The organism is Methylomonas sp. Kb3, from assembly GCF_002834115.1.
Classification (GTDB): Bacteria; Pseudomonadota; Gammaproteobacteria; order Methylococcales; family Methylomonadaceae; genus Methylomonas; species Methylomonas defluvii.
Window position 1 is genome coordinate 1 of record NZ_PIZT01000008.1, and the last position, 23,094, is coordinate 23,094.

Here is a 23,094-nt window from a genome sequence, read left to right on the forward strand (position 1 = left end):
CGATGCCAACACCTTGGCCGAATATGTCGAGCGCATGGATTTCGTCGCCTGGACTCGTCCTTCGAATCAAGCGCTGGCTTTGCGCGGCTATGCTCGCCGTATCGACGCGCTAACCGGTCAGAAGGCCGCCGCGAAAAATCATCTACATGCGCTGAGTGCGACCGAGGAAACGCCGAAGGCCCTACTACGCGATGCCAAATTGGCGATTAGTCAGCTGGAAAAACGCATCGATACGTTGGCTGGCGAGGCGCTGGCGTTGATCGACCAGCATCCGGAACTGCAACGAATATTCGACCTGTTGACCGGCATCAAAGGCATTGCCCAAACTAGCGCCATTGCCTTGATGGGCGAGTTGCTGTATGGAAAAACGCATCGATACGTTGGCTGGCGAGGCGCTGGCGTTGATCGACCAGCATCCGGAACTGCAACGAATATTCGACCTGTTGACCGGCATCAAAGGCATTGCCCACACTAGCGCCATTGCCTTGATGGGCGAGTTGCTGTTATTGCCGCCCAATCTGTCGCATCGCGAATGGGTCAAGTTTGCCGGACTCGATCCCAAGGCGTTTGAATCCGGCAAAAGCGTACACAAGAAAATGCGGCTGTCCAAGGCCGGTAACCGGCATATTCGTTCGGCGTTGTATATGCCGGCCTTGAGTGCCAAACAGCACGATCCGCATGTGCGAGCGTATTTCCAGCATTTGATCGACAACGGCAAGAAACCTTTGCAAGCCGTCTGCGCCGTCATGCGTAAATTACTGCATGCGATCCATGGCATGTTGAAGCACAATCAGCCGTTCGATAACACGCGGTTTTATGCCATCCCTGAATCCATCATCGCCGAGTAAAAGATGATGAAATTTGTTGCTTTTGAACAGAGTATCTACGTTACTGATTTTAAAAATGGGAAACATTACATGTCATCAATTGTAGGGCATGCTTTGATCAATTCAGCCATTTTTGGCAGAAAGCACGAAATTAAATCTGGCGGCGCTGCATTTATGTGTATGTTTTTTATCGGACTGGGTATAAGTCCAGATATGGATTACTTGGTTTATTGGGTATTTGACTATCAAATAGAGCCAAGAGTAACGCATTCAATATTATTTTGTTTCGTCATTGGTTTGATTGCCTCATGTGCCAAGAAATTTGTATTAAAAAATACTTTTATCTCGGTTTCTCATGGGTTGTTTTATATGGCGAGCTTTTCTCACTTGATATTGGATTTACTGGTGGGCGTTCATCCTATGCCGCTGTTTTGGCCAATAAATTCAAATTTAATAAAGTTACCTTTTGGTATTTTGCCAAGCGCAGGGCATATCGATATAAAAAACATTTATCTTTGGCGTAATATCCTCATTGAGTTAGTGATTTTAATGCCTGTTTCTATGTTAATTTCATGTAAATTGAAAGCGATATTGTTTCAAAGATATAAAGCGATGCGTTATGTGTTTTATATTACCCTGGTTGTCGGTATGTTCGTTGGGTTTAGTCTTAAACGATAAACACAAGTTATTTATATGTTTTGAACCCGATAAGGTGCGCTAATAGCCCGCACAGGGTGTATTAGCGTAAGCGCAATGCACCGAATGATTTATGACCAACATACGGCGCAATACGGCTATGCCTATTGATGACTTATTGTCGTAATTCCTCGTGAGCACAAAAACTGTGTTCATCCTGACTTATTTCATAAGTTTTTTAGTTTAAAGGAGATAATAAGTGCCATTCAACTTTCGAAAAAATTACGCTGAGAAATTGCAGGTTTCTTCAAATATTTTCAATAAAAGAGGGGTTTATGAATTATTTCAATAATATTTTATTATCGACAACTATATTAATTATATCTACATTAGTAAGCTTTCAAGCAAGCGCAGCTTTAGCTCAATATAGCTATACTGGGAATTTATTCGACAGTTTTTCTGTTGAGGGTGTGTCAGCTCCCTATAATGTTGATCGATCTCGCCTTTCCCGTGTAAGGATCGACTTTGCAATCGAAGATTCCCTCGTGCCTAAGAATACTAGTTTTTACTCGGAAATTGACCTGACAAAAAAAGACTCTTCACCATTTGCGAGTTTTTATATTAGTGACGGATATACCAATATCGATCATTATCAGATAGATCCTTACCGTATGATTAAATCTGTAAGTATTATGTTTGATACCGATTCTGAAGGAAATGTAGATGGACGTTGGCGTATAGTTGCCAGGTCTGGTTATTACACTTTTTATGATCAGGTATATTCAAGCATACAGAGTGCTTTCAATAACCCCTCCAGCCCTGACTATGAAGGTGTAATTTATACGGACGACTTCTATGGTTTCCCCCCTGGGTCTGAATATATACATGCAAGTTTGTCAGCGCTTGTCTCAAATGGGCCGGGTTCTTGGACGCGCACGCTAATGCCAGTTAGCAATGTGCCGCTCCCTAATGGGATGTTGCTATTTTTGTCCGCGCTATGTTGCCTATGTTTTCGGTTTTCACAAAGCTTGGTTCACCCTCTACCAAATTGAGAGAGGCAACGATACTTGCTTCGTCGCTTCTGCGGCATCAAAAAGCGATAATAATCAAGCTAACAAGGCGCAATAACCAATGGGCTTGCGCCTTATGATTTAGCGGCGCAATACGGCTAAGCCTATTGATACCCTAGACTTCCAACATTTGACGTGACCGGAGCAACAGCTGATAAGCGCTGCCGCTCCGGTGGTTTGCAAAGAAAGGTTTACTTAGCCGGTTCCCCCCCGCGTTTCGCTACGGTTGTCATTACTGGCTCCGGTTATCACTTTTCAGATAACTAGTTTTAGCCCATGCCGGGCACACAACGATGCGCCTCCTTAAGTCGGCAGCATCCTATCGGCGCACCTTATCGGGTTGAGATTGATATGAATTTGAATAGTTTGAAAATACGGCGCAATGCCTGATGGTTATTGCGCCTTGCCCACCCTACGTTATAAAAAAAATGGCAAAAAGAGCGAGGAAAAAATTTTAAACATATTAAGTTTTTAGGTTAGCGCCCAAAACCATATTTCTTTGCAGTTAAAGTAACAGTGAGAATTGCATAGCTGGATATTATTGCTTGTTTCAATCAGGTCAATGTGCCCCCATCATATCCGGTAATTTTCCAAAAAAATATGAGGCCTCGTTTATTTGTAAGTAACGTTTTAGTTTTTGCAGGATCAATAACTTCTGGTCTGCCGAAAATGTGAGATAACATTAACTGATCCGCTAATAACTTTGCACCTGGTTCAATCTTTTTGCCTTTTAAAGATCCTGCTTTTATCGGTAATCGTCCCGTGAAGGAAACGGCAGAATGAAGAAGTGCAATACTCATTCGAGTAGCGCAAGTGTTAGCATAACCAGCATTCTGGGCTAATAACCGCGTACGGCGCATTAGCGTAAGCGCAATGCGCCGAATGATTTAATACCAACATGCGCTACGCCTATTGACGTACCGCATTGAGTAAAAAATCACAGGGGGTTGTTGACTTGGAACAGAGTACTACGGGGTTGAGAGATATACAGGAGATTCCTCGAAAATATAGGAAAGCGGGATAAATGGTAAGCCTGTAGCTGCGCCACACGCCATAGCAGGTAATAAGTAGCTGTTATTGATAGCGGAACGGTACGTTTCAGTTCGTTTCCCAAGTTTACCTATGTACACGGCGTCAAACGTAGTAGCCAGCAAAATAAACGGTGTGCCACAAATAGCGTTTCCAACGAAAGTGGGAGCTGCAACGATGCCGTTTCTATTGTACAAATTCGATATGTCTTTTATCGGGTTGTCGTCATGAATTCCTGATCGCGAAGCGCAGCCTATAAGAGCAAAGTTCAAACAAAATAGGATTAGCTGAGTTTTCATGACGGCCCAACAAATGATTTTAAGCCCGCGTACGGGGGATTATCGTTAGCGCAATGCGCCGAATGATTTAAGGTCAATATGCGGCGCAATACGGCTACGCCTATTGACGCCCTACATTTCCAACATTAGACGGGACCGGAGCAACAGCTGATAAGCGCAGCCGCTCCGGTGGTTTGCAACGACAGGTTTACTTAGCCGGCTCCGCAGGCTTGGCTGGAGCTCCGGCCGGTGCCTCCGCTTTAGCCTGCGCCGCTTTTCCCTCAACCTGGGCCGCTTGTTCCGGTTCTTGCTTCGGCCCTATATAGCCTTTATGCCAGGCGTAGGCCGCGCCGGCCAGCAGGATCAGCAAAAACATGTAGCTTTTCCAATGGCTTTGCTTTTCGCCGAATGGATCGACCATTTGCATTTCCGCGTCTTTCGGTAATTTGGCGACACCGGTCAACAAGCGGCCGAACGGGATGTTGATAAAGGCTTTCGCATTCACCGCCCAGCCGCAGGCGTCCAGAACCGGTGCCAGATTGCGTTGGCGTAGTTTCAAATAAGCGATAAACATGGATGGGCCGGAAATCGCCAGCATCACGCCGATGATGGCCAGCGGCATTTGCCACCAAACCAAGCCCATGAAGCTGCTCATCACCGTGGCCAGCGCAGTACCGATCGCGCCGATTGCCAAGCCGATGGCGGCGAAAATCCCGGCGAATTTGCCGACGTCGAACGGGGCCGGCGGTTCCTTGCCTTGTCCGGCATTCGCGCCGGCTTCGGAAATGCCTTTAAACGTATTTTCGTGGGCCGCTTTGTCGCGGGCCGACGCGCTTTTTTCCAATTGCTCGTTAATCATCCGCGCGACACGTTTATAAGGCGCCCAGAATGCTTCTTTGATGCTGATCGGGTTTTCGATGATTTTGACGATGGTCGCATCCCAGTCCAAGCCATTGCGGTCGTAAAACACGCCGTTGCGGCCGACGCGCAAATTGTCGCTGTCGCCGCCGGTAAAGGCCGCGGCAATGGTCAGGGTTTCGTTGCTGCCTTGGCGGCGGCAGACGCAATAGGCTAGAAAGATTTTGCTCAGTTCCGCCAACTTGCTATGGCTGTCCACGTCATCCACTTTCACGCACAATTGGCAGCTTCTGCCGTCCAGATATAAGGTACCGGCTTGGAAAATAGCGTGCGGTTCCGGGCTGTAAAAATCGCGAAACGACACGAAGTTGTTTAATAAGGTGTACAGATCGCGGTAGTAATGCAGCAAGCGCACGACAGAATCGATGGCTTTGGCGTGCGGTTCCAAAGCCAAATCCTGTTCGACCAAGCCGGTCAATTTGGCTTGCGTATCGCTTTGCAACAGCGTTTTGATGCGCTCCAGCCCCAAGCCTTCCACGGCATTGGCAGGTTTTTTCTGCAACCAAGCCTGGTAATCGGCAAATTGGCCGACCACGCTTTGCCATTGTGCGTCGGACAAGCTATCTAAAGTGCCCAGCAGCGGTGTCAGCACCTGGGTTTTTAACTGGTCTATCGCCGCCCGCCAGGCCGGATTCAAACCGGTGGTCAATGGCAAATTGCCGCCAGCGACGATGGCAGCCAGCGGCAATTTAGCCAGCTCTTCGCTGCCGGCGGATAAATCGATGCCGGCCAGTTGCTCGTAGCGGCTGTCGGCTGGGTTCAACAACTCGGTCGCGCCGGTGTCGAATTCCGCCAATTGGCAGCGGGTAAAAAAGTCGTCGATTTTGGGTTTTACTTGCGCCAGCAAGGCCGCCGCCGCTTCGGTGTCGGCGATTTGATTGCGAATCCGCACGGCTTCGGCGTCGCTCTGTTGCCACCAATCGAAGTATGCGCCGGCGTCTTTAAAAAACTGTTCGATTTTTTCCAGATTAATGCCCGGCTCGCCGCTGCGGTCCTGAATTTCGCCCAAGCAGGCGATGATGTCGGTGATGGCTTGCTGGCCGGCCTCATCGCCGGCGGCTTTAACCGGAATAATGCCGTCGCCGTTAAATTGGGTGTTGGCGAAAATCTTGGTCATATCGGCCAGATCATCGGCGGTGATTTCGGTCGCATCCGCCTTGCCCAGATTTTTTAAGATCTCGACGGCGGAAGCCAGTAGCTGTTGACCTTCTTCATCTTGATCGTTAATCGCCGCCAGCGGCAGTGTGGTGTTTTGTTGGATCAAATCGGCCGGGTTTTTCAGTACCTTGCTCACCCAACGCACCGCTTCGATGACCTCGTTCGCTCTGATGCGGCCGTCGTTATCGGTATCCAGCAACGCCAATGTTTGGTTGTCGAAGAACAAGCCGTGGGTCGGGCAACTCAGCGCCGCCCATAATTTCTGATCCAGTTCCGGTAGTCCGATTAAATCGCTACCGCGCTGCAATTCAACCTGATCGAAACCGCCGAGTCGGGCAAACCGCCATTTTTCGGCAACATTGCGGCTGGATATGGGCGTCATGGTGTGTCTCCTGTGTTGAGTAGTTTTTGTTATGTCTATCACGAAATTTCGTTAGTTTTACAGACTTGGGTCGCCTGACGCAACTTGCTTTATTGGGTTGCAGGCCGGGCAGGAGACTTGCAATAACTCGCCGCTATGTCTATGCCTTAAAGGCCGGGCGCGGCCGTCCAATTGATTCATGTCTTGGTAAAGCCGGTTTTCGTGATGAATCACTTCGCGTTCGTGCTCGAAAGGGTAAAGGGTTTGGGTCATGCCGCCGCCGTCTATGAAATGCTGGCTGTCCAGCAACATCAATTTGGCATGCAGCAACTCGTGCAGTAAGGCGTCGGCGGGCGAGATGCTACAGGCGGGTGTACTGTCGCAGCCCGGTTCGTTCAGCAATTGCGCACCCAAGCGGGTGTCGAAATAAATCGTCACGCTATCCACACCAAATTCGTTGCCAAAAGCCTGGGTTTGCCAGGTATTTTGCCGGTATTTGAGTACGAGTTTTTGACCACGCAGTTCGTTAAGCAAATTCACTGCTTGCGGGTAGTGTGAAAAGTAGTCGGCCATCACCGCCAGATCCGCGCGGATACTAGAGGGATCGGCGGACTCGGCCTGGTAGATGGTGCTTAGAAAATTGGCAATTTCCGTTTTCGCCAGCGCATCGCTGTTCAGCGTGGCCTGCTTTTGACTGTAGGCCGCCATCACTTCCGCTGCGTTGGGCGGTTTACGCAGACGCAAGCGTACCGTCGCGGCGCCGTCTGGATCTACCGATAGCTTGGCCTGCATGCTGTTGACCGGTTCGGCTAGTTGGCTGGCGACGGCCTGCACGGCATTGACCGGCTGCAAATCGTTGGCGCTTACGATGCGCGAAGAGCCCAGCATGCCTATGCAAAAACTCAACACCAGACTGACTTCGCGGCGGCGGTTATGCAAGATAGCGCTATCGTCGCGCTGCCGGCTGTCTTCTTTAAGATAGATGTCGTAGCGCCGGGCGATGGCTGCCAATTCGGCATAAGCTGAGGCGGCGTCGCGGCTCAGGCCGGCTTGGCACACCAAGGCCGGTTTGCCGCCGATTAAGCAGGGATGCAGAAAGTTGCGATCCGCCGGCTGTTGCAAATACCAGCGATTTAAATCGCCGGCTAATTTGTCGATTCCCTCGATGCGGCTCGCCTCGCCGCCAAAGGCCTGTGCCAGGGTTGATAATCCATTCATGTGCTTAGTTGATATGGTTGGGTTCGGTTTTCCGGCCGACTTTATCAGCGCTTTGGGGCCGTCGGCAAGTCAACCGCCGGCGCGGATGGGGCGCTATTGGCCGGGTCGGCTTTGTCATAAAACAGTCATGTTTTCCCAGCATAATTCATCCATGATGAAATTTGCGGGATATTCAAGATTTGCTTTCGCTTGGAAATCAGCGGCGTGTGGATTGGGCGGCGGCGCTTCTTTGCCATGGCTTGCCACAGCGCTGGCTACGGTTTATTTGCTTGCGGTGTTGTATGCCAATCTGCCCGATGCGTTGGCCGATGTCGACCAGATGCCGGCAGAGTCCGCAGCGCCCATCTCACCCGAAATGGTCACGCAAAATCCGCCCATGGATTTGTCGGAAATCGGCACTTGGCATTTGTTCGGGCAAAGCCCGAATAGCGTGTCTGGTGATGGCGCCGTTGCGGAGACGCAATCGCAACTCAAACTGCTGGGTATCCTGTTTTTATCCAAGAATCCGGAAAATGCCAGCGGCATCATCCAAACCGACGACGGCCAGCAAAAGAAATATAGGCTGGGCGATGAACTGCCCGGCGGCGCGGTGTTGCATTCTGTCGAAGCCGACCGGGTGTTGCTGAAGCGTGGCGAACGCCGGGAATCCCTGTTATTAAAAAAAGATAGCGTCCACGCGCCAACCGCCGCCGAATAATCCCTCCCTTGTAAACTGCAAATGAAAACACGCTTGTTGATCGGCTTGCTGCTGGCCATATTCTGCCCGATGGTACTGGCGGAAAAAGACGAATTCTCGCTGAATCTGAAAGATGTCGATATTCGCGCGCTGATCGAAACGGTTGCCGATGTCACCGGTAAAAACTTTATTATCGACCCGCGCATTACCGGCAATATATCGGTGGTGACTTCCACGCCCATGAAGTCCGCGCAAGTCTACGATGTATTCCTGTCCATACTAAAGGTGCACGGCTACTCGGCGATTCCGAACGGCAATGTGGTTAAGATTATTCCCAACGTCACCGCCAAGCAGGACGGCGAGGAAAGCGAGTTGCGCGGTAATCCGCAAAACGGCGACGAGCAACTGACCCGGGTGTTGCAGGTGCATCACGTCGATGCGGCGCAACTGGTGCAAACCTTGTTACCCTTGATGCCGCAATACGCCTTTATCGGTGCGGTGCCGGAAAGTAACACCGTCATCCTGTCCGATACCGCCGCGAATGTTAAGCGCTTGGCGGCGATGATCAAGCAAATCGATAAAAGCGATTTACAAAACATTGAAATTATCAATCTGCGCCATGCCAACGCCGCCGATTTGATACTGCCGCTGAATACGCTGATTACCAGCAATAATGCCGGAAAAACCACGGCTGTCCCGCCGCCCATGGTGGCCGACGAACGCTCCAATTCCATTATTCTGGGCGGCGACCCGGAGATGCGCTTGCAGATGCGGGCCTTGATCGCCAATCTGGATACGCCGATGGAAAAAGCCGGCAATACCGAAGTAATTTATATGCGTTACGCGGTAGCCAAGGAATTGGTGGAAACGCTGACCGGGGTGGGATCTTTAAAAGACGAAAAAGCCGATCAAGCCAAAACCAAAGCCACCACCGCCAAGGACTTTGATATTCGCGCGGACGAAGCCGCCAATGCGCTGATTATCACAGCGCCGCACGATTTAATGTTGACCTTGAAATCGGTGGTCCGGCAGCTGGATGTGCGCCGCGCGCAAGTGCATATCGAAGCGATCATCGCTGAAGTCAGCTACGACAAATCGCAAAATATCGGCGTCGAATGGCAAACCAAGGACGATGGCAGCGTGTTTGCAGCCAGCAGAAAAGGCGAAGGCAACTCTTTGAATCTTTCGCAATTCATTACCTCCGCCGGCAAGGGCCTAAGCATCGGTTACTTGGCCGGCAGCGAACTAAAAGCCTTGCTGACCGCCTTTGCCAGCGATACCGATGTCAATGTGTTATCCACACCATCGTTGGTGACGATGGATAATGAAGAAGCCAGCATGATAGTCGGCCGCAACATCCCATTAACCACAGGCCAATACACGCCGTCGGTCGGAGGCAGCCTGAGCACCCCGTTTCAGACTATCCAGCGCGAAGACATCGGTATCAAACTCAAAGTCTTGCCGCAGATCAACGAAGGTAACGCGGTTAAATTGAAAGTCGCGCAAGAGGTTTCCAGCGTCGTGCAAGGCACGACCGGGGCCGACTTACAAACCAATAAACGCAAGATCGAAACCAGCGTATTGGTTGATGACGGTAAGGTATTGGTATTGGGCGGCTTGATCGAAGACGACATCACCGAAACCGTGGATAAGGTGCCGCTGTTGGGCGATATTCCTTACCTGGGCTATTTGTTCCAAACCAATTCCACGACCATCACCAAAAAGAATCTGATGGTGTTTTTGCGCCCGCAAATCATCCGGGACGCGGGTAAATCCAGCGGTTTGACCCACGACAAATACAACTACATTCGCGACAAGCAGCAAGAGTTTAACGAGGACGGCGTGCTGTTGATGCCGGAGCAGAAACAGCCTCTGCTGGATAACTTAGCGGACGACAATGCGGCTGCGCAAGATAACGGGGAGGCCAGTCGCAATGGCAGCCGCTGAACCAACAGCGCCAGCCCCGACCGATAACAGGCTGCCGTCTTACGGTTTTGCCAAACGTCACGGCGTGCTCGTTGCCGAATATTCGGCGCAGCAGGCGCGTATCGTTTACCAGCCCAAAGCCACGGTAACGGCGTTGTTGGAAATCCGCCGCTTTGTGGATCGGCCGGCGAGTTTTGAATCAGTCGGCGCGGAGGAATTCGAACGACTGTTGCAAGCAGTTTACGAACACAAAACCGGCCATGCTCAGCAGATGGTGGCCGATATGCAGGACAATCTGGATTTGTCGGAGATGGCCCAGCATCTGCCCAAGCCGGAAGACTTGCTGGAAAGCGAAGACGAAGCGCCCATCATTCGCTTGATTAATGCACTGCTCACCGAGGCCATCAAGGAAAACGCCTCGGATATTCATATCGAATCCTACGAAAAGCGTATGGTGGTGCGGTTTCGGGTGGATGGTACTTTACGGGAGATTATCGAACCGCAACGCGAATTTGCACCGATGGTGATTTCCCGCCTGAAAGTGATGGCCAAGCTGGACATCGCCGAGAAGCGCTTGCCGCAGGATGGCCGCATCTCCTTGAATATCGGCGGCCGTACCGTGGATGTGCGGGTATCGACTTTGCCTTCCGGCCACGGCGAGCGGGTGGTGTTGCGTTTGCTGGATAAGCAGGCCAACCAACTGAGCCTGAAGCAAGTCGGCATGTCGGATTACGAACTGGACAGCATTCAGCAGATGATAGCCCGGCCGCATGGCATTATTTTAGTGACTGGGCCGACCGGTTCCGGCAAGACCACCAGCTTGTACGCGGTGGTTAATCAATTGAATCAACGCAGCCGTAATATTCTCACCGTCGAAGACCCCATCGAATACTATCTGGACGGCGTTGGCCAGACCCAGGTTAATGCCAAGGTGGATATGACCTTTGCCAAAGGCTTGCGGGCTATTCTGCGCCAGGACCCGGACATTGTGATGGTCGGCGAGATTCGTGACCGGGAAACCGCCGAGATTGCGGTGCAGGCCAGCTTGACCGGCCATTTGGTGCTATCGACTTTGCATACCAACACCGCCGTGGGTGCCATTACCCGGCTGCGGGACATGGGCATAGAGCCGTTTTTGCTGGCATCCAGTTTGGTCGGCGTCATCGCCCAGCGCTTGTTGCGCAAACTGTGTCCACATTGCAAAACGCCGGAGCAGGTGCCGGCTCGGGATTTAGCCAAGCTGGGCTATAGCGGCGACGCCGAGCAATGGGTGACGGTGTATCAAGCCCAAGGCTGTCCGCAATGTCATAACCACGGTTACAAGGGCCGGGCCGGGATCTTTGAAATGATCATGCTGGATAGCGCGATGCAGCAGTTAATCCATGACGGCGCCGGCGACCAGGAACTGGAACGGCATGCCCGACTGACTTCGCGCAGCATTCAACAAAGCGCGCTGGAAAAAGTCCTGAACGGCGACACCAGTATCGACGAAGCCATCCGTATCACCTTAAAGGACTAACTGGGCATGGCGGTCTTCGAATATCAAGCGCTGAACGGCAAGGGCAAGTCGGTTAAAGGCACGATTGAGAGCGACACCATCAAAACCGCGCGCCAACAATTGAAAGCCAATGATTTAACCCTGCTGGACATTCAGGAAGTTCATAAAAAAGAACGCAGCGGCCAGTCGCCCTTATTGGCGCAAAACATCGGCATGCGCGCGCTGGCGCATATTACCCGGCAATTGGCCGCTTTATTAAAGTCCGGTTTGGCGATAGACGAAGCGCTGGGCATTATCGCCCGGCAATTGGAATCGGCCAGAGCCAGACGGATTTTGCTGGCGATCAGAAGCCGGATTCTAGAGGGCCAAAGCCTGGCCGTGGCCTGTCAGGCGTTTCCCAGTACCTTTCCGCCCTTGTACCGCGCCACTATCGAAGCCGGCGAATCCTCGGGCAAGCTGGATCAGGTCTTGGAAAAGTTGGCCGATTATCTCAGCGACAAAGGCCAGCTGCACCGTAAGTTGCAGATGGCGATGATTTATCCGGTGCTTCTGTCTTCGGTATCGATATTGGTGGTTATCGGCTTGTTGGCTTACGTGGTGCCGGAAATCACCGGCGTGTTCGACAAAATGGGCCACGAGCTGCCGGCTATTACCCAGGCCTTAATTAGTTGCAGCGATTTTTTGCAGAGCAATGGCATGCTGCTACTGGCTTTTGGTGTGGCTTTATCGGTTGCCGCCAAGCTGATTTTGCGCCGGGAGCGGCCGCGCATGCTGTTTCACCGTTGGTTGTTGACCATGCCGATCACCGCCCGCTTTTCCAAGGGTTTAAACACCGCGCGTTTTACCCGCACCTTGGCGATTTTGACCAATAGCGGCGTGGAGTTGCTGGAAGCCTTGAAAATCTCCAGCCAGGTGTTGGCGAACGAGGCGATGCGGCAGGCGGTGGCGCATACCGCGATTCGCGTGCGGGAAGGGCAGAGTTTGAACAAGGCGCTGGAAGCCAGCGGTTTCTTCCCGCCGGTGACGATACATCTGGTGGCCAGTGGCGAGGCCAGCGGCCAATTACCGCGCATGCTGGAAAGCGCCGCCGACGATCAGGAACGTGATATTCAGGCGCTCACCGAACTGACCATGGGCTTGTTCGAGCCGGCCTTGATTTTGTTCATGGGTCTGGTGGTGCTAACCATCGTGCTGGCCATTCTGTTACCGATATTTGAAATGAACCAATTGATTAGATAGCGGTTTTGTCATACGCCTGTCACGTTGGCTTTCTAATCTTCTCCCCGTTGTCCCGCAGGCCGGGACCTGTTTAAACCAATCCGACTTTAAACCCTTATGAGCAATAAAAAACAGCAAGGCTTTACCCTGATCGAAGTGATGATCGTGGTGGTGATTTTGGGCATCTTGGCGTCCATCGTCGTCCCAAAAATCATGGGCAGACCAGACGAAGCCCGTGCCACGCGCACCTTGCAAGACATCAGAGCCATCAGCGCCGCGCTGGATTTATACAGACTGGATAACTTCAGCTACCCCACCACCGACCAAGGCCTGGAAGCTTTGGTACATAAACCCGCTAATCTGCCGGCCGGCGCGCATTGGAAGCAGGGCGGCTATCTGGATCAACTGCCGGTCGACGCATGGGGCAAAGCGTATTTTTATATGCAGCCCGGCGCGCACGGCGAATTTGATTTGTATTCCTTCGGCGCCGACGGCGTGGAAGGCGGCAGCGAAGCCGGCGCGGACATCACCAATTGGGCGCAAAAATAAGGCCAAATTCCGGCTTGAGCGCGCGTGGTTTTACGCTGATAGAACTGTTAATTGCGATGGTTTTAATCGGCTTGATGAGCAGCATGGCGATGCTGGCGATGGGCAATGCCGATCATAGTAAGCAGCAACAATTGGAAGTTGATCGGCTGGCAAAATTGCTGGCGCTGGCCGAGCAGGAAGCGATGATACGCGGCGAAAGCATAGGTCTGGAGTTGGTCGGCCAAGGGTATAGGTTTCTCTCGCCTACCCAAAGCAAGTGGCAGCCGGAGAATAATGATGCGCTATTCAGACAGAGGAATTTGCCAACAGGCATGACCTTGGCTTTAAGCTTGGACGAAAAGCCGGTGTATCTGAATCAACGGTTCGGCGGCAAAGTTCATCCGGAACCGCAGATTGTCTTTACCCCGGACGGGGCCTCTGCGGTGTTTCAAATTGCGTTGGATTTAGCAAAAAGCGATCTCCGGTTTTGGCTGAGTAATACGGCGGATGGGGGCTTGGCAATTTCCAGCGTCGCCATTAAGCCATGAAATACCCCGGCAACGGCGGTTTCACTCTATTGGAAGTGCTGATTGCGCTGGCGCTGTTAGCCATTCTGATGGCCGGCTTGATCAAAATTACCGCCGACAATACCAAGAACCTTTGGTATCTGGAAAACAAAACTATAGCCGCGACGATAGCCGCTAATCGTGCGGTGCAATTGCGCCTGGATACCGAAAAGCCGGAGAACCAGGACGGGTGGGAAACCATGGCCGGGCGGCGCTGGTATTGGCAGGCCAAGCGCGGTGTGACGCCGAGTCTCGGCGGCACGCTTTGGGATTACCGGATAGAAGTGTTTTTGGAAGGGGATAAATCGCCGTACGCCGGTTTGCTTAGTTATGTTCCGGCCAGCCATGAACAATAGCGCCAGTCGCGGTTTTACCTTGCTGGAAGTCCTGATCGCGATGGCCGTGTTCGCGATCATGGCGGCCATGGCCTACGCCGGCTTGAGCGCGGTGTTGGATGCCAGAGCGGGCACGGAAAAACGCTCGGACAGCATCGCCGCGTTGCAGCAAACCCTGTATTTGCTTAACGAAGATTTAGCCCAGGCTTTGCCACGCTCGATTCGGGACGAATTGGGTAGCGAACAGCCGGCTTTTTCCGGTGGGAATGGTGAAGAATTATTGACTTTAACCCGCAGCGTGCCGGAATGGTCGGCGTTGTCGATGCGAAGTGATCTGCAGCGTGTCAGTTATCGACTGGAAAACGGCAGTTTGTACAGGCAGGTCTGGATCGTGTTGGACCGTACCCAGCAGACGCAATTTCGTCGGAAAAAATTGCTGAATGTTGGCGCGCTTGAACTGCGCTTTTACGGCAGCGACTGGACGACGCATTGGCCGGCAGGTGGCACTGGCTTACCCAAAGCGGTGGAAGCTAATTTTAACTTGGCCGGCCTGGGCGACATGCGCCGGCTGTTTCTGGTGCGGGAATGAAGATGCTAGATCGGGCGCAGCACGGCATAGCGTTGATCACGGTGATGCTGATACTGGCCATCGCCACGGTAGCGGTCGTGTCCATGTCCAGAGCGCGGCAGATGGATATTCGCCGCACCGAAAATCAGCTGCGCAGCATGCAAGCCTGGGAATATGCCTATGGCTTGGAAAGCTGGGCGATTGGCAGGCTGGCCGCTGATGCGAAAGTTGGTGATGTCGATGGTGTGGATGATACCTGGTCCAAACCGCTGGCAACGACCGTGGTGGCTGGCGGCACGATGCAAGCACAGATTGAGGATTTGCAAGGCCGTATAAATCTGAACAACTTGTTGGTTGAGGGAAAAGTATCCGTGCCGGATGTAAAACGCTTGGAACGCTTGCTGGCGCAGCTAAAACTGAAAACCGAGCTGGTACAGGCAATCACGGATTGGATAGACGCAGATATGGACGCTAGCTATCCGCACGGTGCGGAAGACGACGCCTATACCCGATCTAAGCCCGGCTACCGCGCCGCGAACCGGCAATTTGCAGATGTCAGCGAGTTATTGCTGGTACAAGGCATGACGCGCGAGATTTATTCGAAATTATTGCCGTATGTGTATGTGGTGGAAGGCTACGCGCCGCTGAATATCAATACCGCCAGCGCCATGGTGCTGCGCTGTTTGGCGGACGACATCAGCGCCGATCAGGCGGCATCCATCTTCAGAGCCAGAGGCAAGCCTTTCGAAAAAGTCGCCGAGTTTTTAAAGGACGAAGCGGTTGCCGATGCCGGCATCGGTAAATACGGCTTGGGGGTCAGTTCGCAACACTTTTTACTACAAGGGCAAATCGATATGGGCAAAACCCATTTGCAGTTTCAGTCGCAATTGCAGCGTGATAGCGGCGGTGCGCAAGTCTTGAAGCGGCAGCGCCAGGGCTTGGCGCATGGCTGAAAAACTGCTGGTCAGATTCATCTCCGAATCGGCCGATAAACTGGAATGGTTGAGTCTTGCCGAGCCGGATAGTCAGCCGGCATCCGGCACGATGGCCCAGTTAGCAGCTGTTGCGCAGGGTAAGTCTGTACTGCTGTTATTGCCGGCCGCTTCGGTGCTATTGCTGGAAATCGAGTTGGCGGTTAAAACCACCGCGCAACTGAAAAAAGCCTTGCCGTTTGCCTTGGAAGACCTGTTGGCCGAGGACGTGGAAAATTATCATCTGGTTTGGTTAAAACAGGATCGGGATAAACTCGCCGTCGCGGCGATTACCCACGAAACGCTATCGACATGGCTTACGCCGTTTCGGGAAGCCGGTTTGCCGCTGGATGGCGCATATCCGGAAACCTTATGTCTGCCGTATCAAGCCGGACAAGCCACCTTGTTGCTCGACGACAGCAACGCTATTTTGCGTAGCGCTGCCTATCTGGGCGGCGGCGTGGATACGCAATTTCTGCCGCAATTGTTGGAAAAAGCCCGTGCCGAAGGTGCTGATTTTCAGACTTTACTGCTATTCAAAGCCAGCGAAGACAGCAAACTGCCGGAAGGTTTAGCAACTACCGGTGTGGAAACAGTCATAGCAAAACCGTTGCCATTCATGGCGAGCGCCGTTGAGTTGTTGCCGGCAGAGCTGAGTTTATTGAGCGGTGCCTATGCCGTTAGTAGCCAAAAGGTAGGCCGTTGGCAGCAGTGGCTGCCTGCAGCAATTATTTTGGGTGCGGCTTTGGCGGTGCAGAGCTACGCCTTATTGCACACCTACTGGCAACAGCAAGCCGAGCTGAGCGAATTGGAAGCCAAAACCCAAGCGCTGTTCAAACAAAGCTTTCCCGAGGTGAAGCGCATCGTCAATGTTAAAGCCCAAGCCGAGCAACAACTGGCGCAGCTGAGAAAACAACACGACGTCGTCGGTAGCGGCTTCATGCGCTTGTTTTACCGGTCCGGCTTGGTATTAAAAGACACGCCCGCCGTGCACCTGAAAAAACTCAATTTCCTGAACGGCGGTTTGCAGTTGCATGTAGTTGCCGATGACATCGGCCAGCTGGAGCAATTCAAACAACAATTGCAAACCAGCATGCAGGTGAAACTTCAATCCGCCGACAGCGGCGCAAATGGCGTGGAGGCGCAACTTGAGATTCGCGAAAAATGACATAGCGCAGCGTTTTGCCGAACTAACGCCCAGAGAGCGAGTACTGGCGCTGGGTGGTGTGCTGGTCGTGCTGATGTATGGCGCATACCTGCTGTTTTACCAACCAATTGCTGAACAAAGCCGCTTGCTGACGCTAAAAATCCAGGCGCAAAGGCAAATCTATAGCTATTTACAACAAGTCGGCAACGAAGCGGCGGCTTTGCGGCAACAAGCCGCGGTTGATACGCCGGCAGTGGATGGCGGTAATCAATCGCCGCTGGCGTTAGTCGATTTCAGCAGCCAACAGCTGGATATAAAACCGGCGATCAAACATCTGTCACCGGAAGGCGAGGACAAAGTCAGCGTCTGGCTGGAAAATCTGGCCTTCGACCGACTGATGTCATGGTTGACAATTTTGGAAACCAAACACCGCTTGCAAGTGCTGCAAATCGATGTGGAAAAACCGGCCGATGCGGACGGTATCGTTAACGCCAAAGTCTTGTTGGGCGTTGTTTAGCCCGCCTTCATATTAGCCTGGCCTTTAACGTCCGTCGCTCCCGCGCAGGCGGGAGCCCAGTGTTCCCAATCGATTGGTGAAGCGGTCGCAAGGCGTTTGCTTGTCGGGGAATGCCGTGTTCAGCGCACGCAGAGTTCGAAGCTTGCCATCCATGGCACCGGACGCCCTTATCCCGGCGGCATGACGGACTTTTTGGGTTTAACTAACTTGCTCAATAGTCAGCAAGGCCCTTGCCGTCGAGAGCTAGCGGCCACTAATACCTAGGCTACACCGAAAATAGTTTATTTGATTCCCGCATTCCCAGCTTCTCCCGGAGGAAAAGGGGTTTCTTCCTTAACTGAATCGCACTGATGCGACCCCCGCAAATAGAATCTTAGATTTCATCACTCCCTCCCGCCCGGTCATCCGCTGAATTTTCGTGTTAGCGGCCGGCTTTGTAATACAGATGTATTACATGTCACGTTAATTTAACAATGCTGTAACCGAAACGCCGCTATTGCTCTGGAATAATTCGCGCCAAGTTGAGGGGTTGAGGAACGGCCGTTCAGCAAAGATTCGGGAGCAACTAGGGAACATGGACGGCACGAACAAGGAGCGGCGAAGGAAGAGGATAGGGAGGAGGCTAGGCGGAACATGGTAGCGGGGGCAACAAAGCGGCGCTGTCAGGATGTTAGATGGTGTCGAGTGCAATCTAAAGCGTGTAAAAGCCAAACTCGTTGTGAAGCGGGGACGGAAAGTCACGGGTCTTGCAGGTCAAGACGGCTGGGCTGTCACCTTATGTCATTAATCGAAATTTAAACATGAGGTTTTAAAAATGAAATTGTCTAAAAAATTGTTGGCAGTTGCAGTATTGGCAGCGGCCGCTTCAGGCGCCGCGGAAGCGCGTATCCAAGCTATCGGCGATGCAACAGCAGACGGTAGTGAGTTTTTGTTTAACCTGGTTAACTACACAGCACAAAACTCTTACACGCTGGATTTGGGCATCACTGTTGAACAATTTTTGGCTAATCCTAGCCAACCATTGTCATTCACACTGAGCGACAACAACTTCCAATCGTTCGCTGCTGCTTACACTGCCGGCAACAACGTTGCCTGGGGTGTTTCTGGTGGTCATGGTGTATTGAATGAATTGACCGACTTAGCTAAATTTGGTTTTTACACCACTTCTGTAGTGCCTTCACCATCCAGCATCGACGCGAACGCTCCAGACATTAGCAACACGATGGGTAAATGGAATGATTTGGTCAGCTATATCCAAACTCAAGATGCTAACAGCAACAACTTGAGTACCTTCAAAACTGTCGGCCAGCAAGGATACACAGCTGTTTACGGTAACGATTTCCAAACTGCCTTGCCATTTACCGCGCAAGGTCAGTTAGGCACAGCATTGTCTTTTGTTCGCGAAAGAGCCAATGCCGATGACTTCGACACCGGCGAATTAGTCACTTTCCCAGGCGTATGGAATTTCGCAATCAACGGCAACGTCGGTTCTTTGACCTATACCGCTGCGCCTGCTGCTGTGCCACTACCTGCTGCGGTTTGGATGTTCGGCGCCGGTCTGATGGGTGTACTGCGCGCCACTCGTCGTAAATCGCTGGCGGTTTAATTCCGTAAGCGGCTTGAGCCGGCCGGATTCTGTTTTGCTGGTTCCCCCTTCATGAACGGGTCGGCTCACACTTTAAATTTAATCCATTGAGAGATATACAATGAAAAAGCAATTATTGTCTGCTGCTATCGCAGTGGCTTCTCTGGCAGGTTTTTCGCAAGGCGCATCCGCGCATGCGCCAAGCGTTACGCCGGATATCGAAATCTTCATGTCCGGCGCTAGCGCGCAAGACAAAGCCCTGGCTGCCTTGTTTGTGAACTTGTGCGACGCCGGTACTTTGGATGTATTTAAAGATAACGGTACAGCGGGTTCCGAAGGTAAAAACCATAGTGCTTATTTCTGCACACTGAACTCTACTAACGTACCCGGCCTGACCGTCAACGGTTCTGCGGCAACCACGGCTAAAGTCCTGTTCCACAAACGTTCTGCCGGCGGTTCTGCGCAAGGCGTTAACCCGCTGATCGACGGCGTGGCGATTGCGGCGATGCGTATCGACAACGGTAACTGCACGCAACAAGGCGCGACCAACACTTGGTTTTGCAACGCCAGCGGCGCTAACCTGACCAACGTGCTGTCCGATGCCGGTATTTCCGATGTTGAGCCAAAATTGTTTGTTGGCCCAAACAAACCTTCAAACGCTTCTGCGGTTGATCCAGTGGCTGCCGACGCGGCTCTGAACGTGGTGCCTGCGGCGGCCTTGGTATTTGGCGTGCCGGTTTCCGATAACTTGTATGTGGCTTTACAAAGAGCGCAAAACCTGTTGGCCGGTTTTGGCGGCAGCTGCGCACCGGGCGATTACACCGAAGCTTGTATGCCTAGCTTGAGCAAACAACAAGTGGCTGAGTTGATCTCCGGTCAAATCAAAAGATGGTCCGAGTTTAAAGTAAACGGCACGGCCTTAACCAGCTTGACTGCCGGTTTGACTTACACCGATTCCGACGGCACTGTCAGAAACGTAACCCCTAACGATACTAAAGTGCATTTTTGCAAACGTATCGACGGTTCCGGTACCGGCGCGCAACAGTACGTTAAATTCCTAAACAACCCTTGCAGCACGGCCGGTTTGAATCCTGACTGGGTAGGTTCTTCTTTGGCCGGTCCTGTGAAGCACGAAATTAGTGGTTCCGGCGATATGGAATTGTGTCTGGAAGACTTTGCCGACGGCGAAGCGGTGGCTAAACAAATCACCACGACTAACCCTGACGTATTCAACACCGCGGTTAATACTGCCGGTAACAGAGGCTGGGCCATCGGTCAACAAAGCTTGGAAAACAATGCTACGCATGCCAAGCATTACCGCTTTATTAAAGTGGACGGTGTAGCACCGACTCTGGAACAAGCCTTCAGAGGCAAGTATATGGATTGGGTTGAGCAAACCTTCCAATGGCGTAAAGGTATCAGCGCGGATAAATCTACCGTCATCGCTAAAATCGCTGCCGATGCGGCTTCACCAACCATTCTGGCTACCGAGTTGAACATTGGTTTTGTTCACCCATTCGGTCAATCAGGTTATCTGGCTATCGGTAACGGCAACAACTTCACCGACACCTTGAACGTCAATGCGCCTGTTATGCCTTACTCGCATGCTGCTGCAGGTTCTTTGAGCAACTGCCAAGTGCCGGTTATCAAAGCATCTACCAACACCAACAAGCCGATGTAATCAGCATGTAACAAACCTTTAGTGTAATAGCTGGAGGTTCGCGCAAGGATGCGCATTGAATACAAACAGCCTTCGCTTGCGGAGGCTGTCTTTTTTTGCGATGGGTGAAATGAAACAACATTTGTTTTTAGGCTCGGTCCGGTTCGGTCTCGCGGCTGTGTTGCTGACGGCCAGCGCGCTTGGCCAGGCGGAAGAAACCGGCAATCAATTCGATTTACTGGAGCTGCGGATGAAGGGCAGCACCTTATTGGACCGGAAACTGGTTGAACGCACGGTTTACCGGTTTTTAGGTCCGAAAAAAACCATCGATACCGTGGAAGAAGCGCGTAGCGCACTGGAAGAGCTGTATCGCAGCAAAGGTTATCAAACTGTCTCTGTGGATATTCCCGAGCAAAACGTGGTGGGCGGCGTGGTGTATTTACAGGTGACGGAAGGCAAGGTGTCGCGCTTGCGGGTTACCGATTCCCGTTATTTCTCGTTGGGGGCCATTAAAGCCAAAGTACCTGAGCTGGCAGAGGGTAATGTTCCCAATCTACAAAAAATGCAGGAGCAATTGACCACGTTGGCCGGCGAGAGCCAGGATAGAACCGTGGTGCCGGTGCTGCGCGCCGGTGAAACGCCGGGCACGCTGGAAGTGGATCTAAAGGTGAAAGACGAACTGCCTTTGCACGGCAAGGTGGAAGTGAATTCCCACAATACGCAAAACACCAGCCGCTTACGGACCTTGGTATCGCTGCGTTACGACAATCTCTGGCAAAAATTTCACAGTGCTTCGTTTATGTATCAAACCTCGCCGGAAAATCCGGACGAAGTGGAGGTATTGGTGGGCAGTTATGTCATGCCTATCATTGACGACGATAAGCGCTTGGCTTTATACGCGGTCAGTTCGTCTTCTACCTCGCAAATTGCCAGTGCCGGCGCCTTATCGGTGATTGGTAGCGGTGATATTTACGGCGCGCGTTTTGTGTCGCCGCTGAAGACCCTAAATAATTACACCCACACTGCGACGCTAGGCGTTGATTACAAAGACTTTAAGGAAGATTTGAATTTATTAGGTTCGGATACCTTAAAAACCCCTATCAGTTATCTGCCGTTCATGGCCCAGTACAGCGGCAATTACCGCGATGCCGAGTCTTTGCTGTCTTTCAATGTGGGTGTTAATTTTGCGATACGCGGCTTGGGCAGCGATGAGCAGCAGTTTGCCGACAAGCGCTTTTTAGCCCGATCCAATTTTATCTATCTGAGCGGCGGTATGGACTACCGGCATGATTTGCCATGGGGTATGGAAGTGGCGGCGCGCATGTCCGGACAGATCACCGATTCGCCGTTAATCAGTAACGAGCAGTTTTCAATGGGCGGCTATCAAACCGTGCGCGGTTATTTGGAAACCAATGCGCTGTCTGATGACGGGGTGACCGCCTCGCTGGAATGGTATAGCCCCCGGCTGGTGCCGGACGAATGGGACGAGTTCGACAAAATGCGGGCGCTGGTGTTTGTCGATGCCGGGAAAGGCTGGATTGTCGATGCCTTGCCGGGTAATGCTAACGAAATGGCGCTGGCCAGTACCGGCGTGGGTTTACGTTTCGATATGTTTAAACATGTGCAAGGCGAGTTTGATTTTGGCATTCCGCTGCTCGACCAAGGCACTGTCCGGCGCGGCGAGAATAGGGTGGACTTTAGGATTGCTACGCAATTTTAGGGCGCGGCGGCTGAATGGTTGCGGAAGACGGGAGCGAATTAATTGGTGTCTTTGGGTTATTCGCTCCTGTCTTAATTATTCAGTCAAAACAGCGTTAATGAATCGTAGGCTGGATAAGCGAAGCGCATCCGGCAATCGTGGTGGATGCGCAAGGCTTATCCACCCTACGCGGACCCTTAAGAATTAACGGTATCGCCTTCCGGGCAAGGCGTGTTTACGACAGCCTGCTGAGGGAAAAGGCACTATCAGTGGCTCCCTAGAGGGTCTCTAAAAACTCGTCATTCTCGCGTATGCGGGAGCCGCAGACCGTGCAGCGAATCCAGGTTGTGGATTTCCCTGGGCAGCCGCTTTTGCGGGCAATACGATTATTTTAGATTATAGGTTTCGCCTAATAATATTACATATTTATTACAAATCTATTTCATGTAATAAATATGTAATATTTTATATTGCCTTGATACTACTTTTGTACAGTTATTATGCAATGGTTTTAAATTAGTATTTATTCAGCATTTTATGCTTATTAAGGTAGTTAAAAGTTATTTTTATAATTTTTACCATTTTATTTAAATATTGCTAAACCCGTTGCGAGGCGGGGGCGGAAAGCCGCGGGTCTTGTCAGTCAAGACAGCCGGGTTGCCAACTGATTTTATTCGGTTGTTTCTTGGATTGGCACAGGCGAAA

The 23,094-nt window shown here is 51.8% G+C and carries 20 protein-coding genes, 1 pseudogene and 2 riboswitches; of the genes and pseudogenes, 18 read left to right on the plus strand and 3 right to left on the minus strand.

Annotation, left to right across the window (positions count from 1 at the left end):
- The 4 genes and pseudogenes from CWO84_RS24330 to CWO84_RS24135 form a co-directional block, all read left to right on the plus strand.
- Positions 1-475 (plus strand): annotated as a pseudogene (locus CWO84_RS24330) (IS110 family transposase); the annotation flags it as partial.
- A complete protein-coding gene (locus CWO84_RS06545; RefSeq protein WP_240617985.1) occupies positions 360-848 on the plus strand; it encodes a transposase in 489 nt (162 codons plus the stop codon). The pseudogene CWO84_RS24330 and the gene CWO84_RS06545, both read left to right, overlap by 116 nt.
- 3 nt (positions 849-851) lie before the next feature.
- Positions 852-1,505: a metal-dependent hydrolase gene (locus CWO84_RS06550; protein ID WP_101052110.1), complete on the plus strand. Its 654-nt coding sequence runs from the start codon at positions 852-854 to the stop codon at positions 1,503-1,505.
- Between the two features lie 293 nt (positions 1,506-1,798).
- Positions 1,799-2,515 carry a hypothetical protein gene (locus CWO84_RS24135; RefSeq protein ID WP_133120654.1) on the plus strand — a complete coding sequence of 239 codons (717 nt, stop codon included), beginning with the start codon at positions 1,799-1,801 and terminating at the stop codon, positions 2,513-2,515.
- A gap of 572 nt (positions 2,516-3,087) precedes the next feature.
- Here the strand turns inward: CWO84_RS24135 and CWO84_RS24595 are convergent.
- From CWO84_RS24595 to CWO84_RS06565, 3 genes are all read right to left on the minus strand, one after another.
- Positions 3,088-3,393, minus strand: a complete 306-nt coding sequence (locus CWO84_RS24595; RefSeq protein WP_225893066.1) for a T6SS effector amidase Tae4 family protein — start codon at positions 3,391-3,393, stop codon at positions 3,088-3,090.
- Positions 3,394-4,048: 655 nt separating this feature from the next.
- On the minus strand, positions 4,049-6,298 hold the full coding sequence (locus tag CWO84_RS06560; RefSeq protein WP_101052111.1) for a hypothetical protein: 2,250 nt from the start codon (positions 6,296-6,298) through the stop codon (positions 4,049-4,051).
- A 57-nt stretch (positions 6,299-6,355) separates the two neighbouring features.
- A complete protein-coding gene (locus CWO84_RS06565; RefSeq protein ID WP_033159031.1) occupies positions 6,356-7,495 on the minus strand; it encodes a hypothetical protein in 1,140 nt (379 codons plus the stop codon).
- 151 nt (positions 7,496-7,646) lie between these two features.
- Here CWO84_RS06565 and CWO84_RS24335 point away from each other — a divergent pair, with 151 nt between their 5' ends.
- The 14 genes from CWO84_RS24335 to CWO84_RS06635 all read left to right on the plus strand — a co-directional run bounded on the left by CWO84_RS24335 (position 7,647) and on the right by CWO84_RS06635 (position 22,410).
- Positions 7,647-8,192: a type II secretion system protein N gene (locus CWO84_RS24335; protein WP_165385939.1), complete on the plus strand. Its 546-nt coding sequence runs from the start codon at positions 7,647-7,649 to the stop codon at positions 8,190-8,192.
- A gap of 21 nt (positions 8,193-8,213) precedes the next feature.
- Positions 8,214-10,118: a type II secretion system secretin GspD gene (gspD, locus tag CWO84_RS06575; RefSeq protein ID WP_033159029.1), complete on the plus strand. Its 1,905-nt coding sequence runs from the start codon at positions 8,214-8,216 to the stop codon at positions 10,116-10,118.
- Positions 10,105-11,616, plus strand: coding sequence for a type II secretion system ATPase GspE (gspE, locus tag CWO84_RS06580; RefSeq protein WP_101052113.1), 1,512 nt, complete (start codon positions 10,105-10,107; stop codon positions 11,614-11,616). The genes gspD and gspE overlap by 14 nt, the downstream gene beginning before the upstream one ends.
- Before the next feature lie 6 nt (positions 11,617-11,622).
- Positions 11,623-12,834, plus strand: a complete 1,212-nt coding sequence (gspF, locus tag CWO84_RS06585; RefSeq protein ID WP_101052114.1) for a type II secretion system inner membrane protein GspF — start codon at positions 11,623-11,625, stop codon at positions 12,832-12,834.
- Positions 12,835-12,930: 96 nt separating this feature from the next.
- A complete protein-coding gene (gspG, locus tag CWO84_RS06590) occupies positions 12,931-13,362 on the plus strand; it encodes a type II secretion system major pseudopilin GspG (RefSeq protein WP_033159026.1) in 432 nt (143 codons plus the stop codon).
- Positions 13,347-13,889 carry a type II secretion system minor pseudopilin GspH gene (gspH, locus tag CWO84_RS06595; protein WP_129871374.1) on the plus strand — a complete coding sequence of 181 codons (543 nt, stop codon included), beginning with the start codon at positions 13,347-13,349 and terminating at the stop codon, positions 13,887-13,889. The genes gspG and gspH overlap by 16 nt, the downstream gene beginning before the upstream one ends.
- Positions 13,886-14,263, plus strand: a complete 378-nt coding sequence (gene gspI, locus CWO84_RS06600) for a type II secretion system minor pseudopilin GspI (RefSeq protein WP_033159024.1) — start codon at positions 13,886-13,888, stop codon at positions 14,261-14,263. The genes gspH and gspI overlap by 4 nt, the downstream gene beginning before the upstream one ends.
- Entirely contained in the window at positions 14,253-14,831 is a 579-nt protein-coding gene (gspJ, locus tag CWO84_RS06605; RefSeq protein ID WP_101052115.1) for a type II secretion system minor pseudopilin GspJ, read from the plus strand. The genes gspI and gspJ overlap by 11 nt, the downstream gene beginning before the upstream one ends.
- On the plus strand, positions 14,828-15,763 hold the full coding sequence (gspK, locus tag CWO84_RS06610) for a type II secretion system minor pseudopilin GspK (RefSeq protein WP_101052116.1): 936 nt from the start codon (positions 14,828-14,830) through the stop codon (positions 15,761-15,763). Before gspJ ends, gspK begins: the two co-directional genes overlap by 4 nt.
- Positions 15,756-16,949 (plus strand): type II secretion system protein GspL, encoded by a 1,194-nt coding sequence (gspL, locus tag CWO84_RS06615; RefSeq protein ID WP_101052117.1) that lies wholly within the window; start codon positions 15,756-15,758, stop codon positions 16,947-16,949. Before gspK ends, gspL begins: the two co-directional genes overlap by 8 nt.
- On the plus strand, positions 16,930-17,445 hold the full coding sequence (locus CWO84_RS06620) for a type II secretion system protein M (protein WP_165786275.1): 516 nt from the start codon (positions 16,930-16,932) through the stop codon (positions 17,443-17,445). Before gspL ends, CWO84_RS06620 begins: the two co-directional genes overlap by 20 nt.
- 696 nt (positions 17,446-18,141) lie before the next feature.
- A riboswitch (cyclic di-GMP riboswitch) is annotated at positions 18,142-18,220 on the plus strand.
- Positions 18,221-18,259: 39 nt separating this feature from the next.
- Positions 18,260-19,051: a hypothetical protein gene (locus tag CWO84_RS06625; protein ID WP_101052119.1), complete on the plus strand. Its 792-nt coding sequence runs from the start codon at positions 18,260-18,262 to the stop codon at positions 19,049-19,051.
- Between the two features lie 100 nt (positions 19,052-19,151).
- A complete protein-coding gene (locus CWO84_RS06630) occupies positions 19,152-20,711 on the plus strand; it encodes a hypothetical protein (protein WP_101052120.1) in 1,560 nt (519 codons plus the stop codon).
- A gap of 109 nt (positions 20,712-20,820) precedes the next feature.
- Positions 20,821-22,410: a ShlB/FhaC/HecB family hemolysin secretion/activation protein gene (locus CWO84_RS06635; protein ID WP_240617986.1), complete on the plus strand. Its 1,590-nt coding sequence runs from the start codon at positions 20,821-20,823 to the stop codon at positions 22,408-22,410.
- 565 nt (positions 22,411-22,975) lie between these two features.
- A riboswitch (cyclic di-GMP riboswitch) is annotated at positions 22,976-23,054 on the plus strand.
- Positions 23,055-23,094: the final 40 nt, after the last annotated feature.

Bases quoted from the DNA above. Each gene is read 5' to 3' on its own strand.
- CWO84_RS06545 (WP_240617985.1), top strand. From the start codon at position 360: ATGGAAAAACGCATCGATACGTTGGCTGGCGAGGCGCTGGCGTTGATC.
- CWO84_RS06550 (WP_101052110.1), top strand. From the start codon at position 852: ATGATGAAATTTGTTGCTTTTGAACAGAGTATCTACGTTACTGATTTT.
- CWO84_RS24135 (WP_133120654.1), top strand. From the start codon at position 1,799: ATGAATTATTTCAATAATATTTTATTATCGACAACTATATTAATTATA.
- CWO84_RS24595 (WP_225893066.1), bottom strand. From the start codon at position 3,393: ATGCGCCGTACGCGGTTATTAGCCCAGAATGCTGGTTATGCTAACACT.
- CWO84_RS06560 (WP_101052111.1), bottom strand. From the start codon at position 6,298: ATGACGCCCATATCCAGCCGCAATGTTGCCGAAAAATGGCGGTTTGCC.
- CWO84_RS06565 (WP_033159031.1), bottom strand. From the start codon at position 7,495: ATGAATGGATTATCAACCCTGGCACAGGCCTTTGGCGGCGAGGCGAGC.
- CWO84_RS24335 (WP_165385939.1), top strand. From the start codon at position 7,647: ATGATGAAATTTGCGGGATATTCAAGATTTGCTTTCGCTTGGAAATCA.
- gspD (WP_033159029.1), top strand. From the start codon at position 8,214: ATGAAAACACGCTTGTTGATCGGCTTGCTGCTGGCCATATTCTGCCCG.
- gspE (WP_101052113.1), top strand. From the start codon at position 10,105: ATGGCAGCCGCTGAACCAACAGCGCCAGCCCCGACCGATAACAGGCTG.
- gspF (WP_101052114.1), top strand. From the start codon at position 11,623: ATGGCGGTCTTCGAATATCAAGCGCTGAACGGCAAGGGCAAGTCGGTT.
- gspG (WP_033159026.1), top strand. From the start codon at position 12,931: ATGAGCAATAAAAAACAGCAAGGCTTTACCCTGATCGAAGTGATGATC.
- gspI (WP_033159024.1), top strand. From the start codon at position 13,886: ATGAAATACCCCGGCAACGGCGGTTTCACTCTATTGGAAGTGCTGATT.
- gspJ (WP_101052115.1), top strand. From the start codon at position 14,253: ATGAACAATAGCGCCAGTCGCGGTTTTACCTTGCTGGAAGTCCTGATC.
- gspK (WP_101052116.1), top strand. From the start codon at position 14,828: ATGAAGATGCTAGATCGGGCGCAGCACGGCATAGCGTTGATCACGGTG.
- gspL (WP_101052117.1), top strand. From the start codon at position 15,756: ATGGCTGAAAAACTGCTGGTCAGATTCATCTCCGAATCGGCCGATAAA.
- CWO84_RS06625 (WP_101052119.1), top strand. From the start codon at position 18,260: ATGAAATTGTCTAAAAAATTGTTGGCAGTTGCAGTATTGGCAGCGGCC.
- CWO84_RS06630 (WP_101052120.1), top strand. From the start codon at position 19,152: ATGAAAAAGCAATTATTGTCTGCTGCTATCGCAGTGGCTTCTCTGGCA.
- CWO84_RS06635 (WP_240617986.1), top strand. From the start codon at position 20,821: ATGAAACAACATTTGTTTTTAGGCTCGGTCCGGTTCGGTCTCGCGGCT.